General features: G+C 35.4%; 1 pseudogene. It reads left to right on the forward strand.

Going from position 1 to position 1,317, the window contains the following annotated elements:
• Positions 1–24: 24 nt before the first annotated feature.
• Positions 25–1,317 (forward strand): annotated as a pseudogene (locus tag LW137_RS07090) (hypothetical protein); the annotation flags it as partial.

Raw genomic sequence — 1,317 nt, forward strand, 5'->3', positions numbered from 1 at the left:
CTTATTCTCATCTCTCTTTTAATCATGGCAATCCAAGCAAGTTATCCTGATGTTACTCTTCAAACAACAAAGATTCAATTTGAAGGACAAACTCTTGCTTGTGGAGAGAAGGAAACTTTTGGCACTCAAAGCACAAGGTTTGCAGAAAGACAAACACAACAAGTCTTTGAAGACCTCTATCTCTCTTTTACCCCTTCAACTCAAAAACATACCCTCTCCCTTGATTTTTTAATCCAATCTCCTCATTCAAAGGCAACTCTTGAAGTGGATCAACTCTTTGAAAAGGTCGCTTCTTTATGTGAGATAGAAGAAGACATAGAATCATTTGGAATGTTTTATTTAAGTCATATCCAGCTTTGTATTCATATCTTTCCATTTAAGGCTGTTCTTTCTTCTCTTCCCAGTCTAGATCTTTATCTCTTTAATGCCCTACTCTCTCATCCCAAAGCAAAGCAATTAGTCTTGAGTTTGGAGAGGACATTTCAAATCAAAGCAAATTTCCAAAATAAGATTGAAGGAATCAAAGAGGGAGCAAAGCTTTTAGAAAGCATTGTACAAAAAGCAAAAGAAGAGGCTCAAAAACAAAACATTGATTTCAATGCCCTTATCATCCAAACTCTCTATGAAGAAGTCAAAAAATACCCTCAAAACATTCTCTTTCAGGGATTGATTGGCCAATGGAGATCTCCCTCTATCTCTATTGAGATTCTTAAACCTGATTTCAAGGGATTTTTGGTTGCTTTATTGCAGGCTTGGATGATTGAGTGTATTGATAAGCTTTGGATCAATGCTTATGAACAACAAAAGAAAGCCTATGAAATACTTGTTTATACACGCCTAAGAGATAAATACCATGCTCCTTTGGCCCTCAAAAGAGAAGAAGGAGTGTATTATCCCATTAAAATCTTTCATACCTCTTTGAGCTTCTCCTTCCAAAACATCATCTTGGGGGGAAGATTTTGCACTGGAGGAATTGGTCAAGCACAAGGTTATTTTTATAAGATTTGTCAAACACAAAGCAGTCAAGTTCGCAATAACAATACATTAGAAAACTTTGATATAGTGAAGCAATATCAGTTGGGAATGTTGTTTGGTTTATTGTGTTTGGATGAGCTAAGAGATGCAAAGACAGAAGAAAAAACAGGAAAAAAGACAGAAGATCACATCTTTTTCAGACAAAATCACTCAAAGAAAAAATTTAGAGATTATGTATTGAATCTAGACAAAGAGCAAGATTTGATACTTTATGAGAGTTATGGGGGAGGAAGTCAGAAAAAGACAAACAATCAAGCAAGTGCGATTGATTCTTATCAAGTT

This window comes from Helicobacter kayseriensis (assembly GCF_021300655.1).
Taxonomy (GTDB): domain Bacteria; phylum Campylobacterota; class Campylobacteria; order Campylobacterales; family Helicobacteraceae; genus Helicobacter_G; species Helicobacter_G kayseriensis.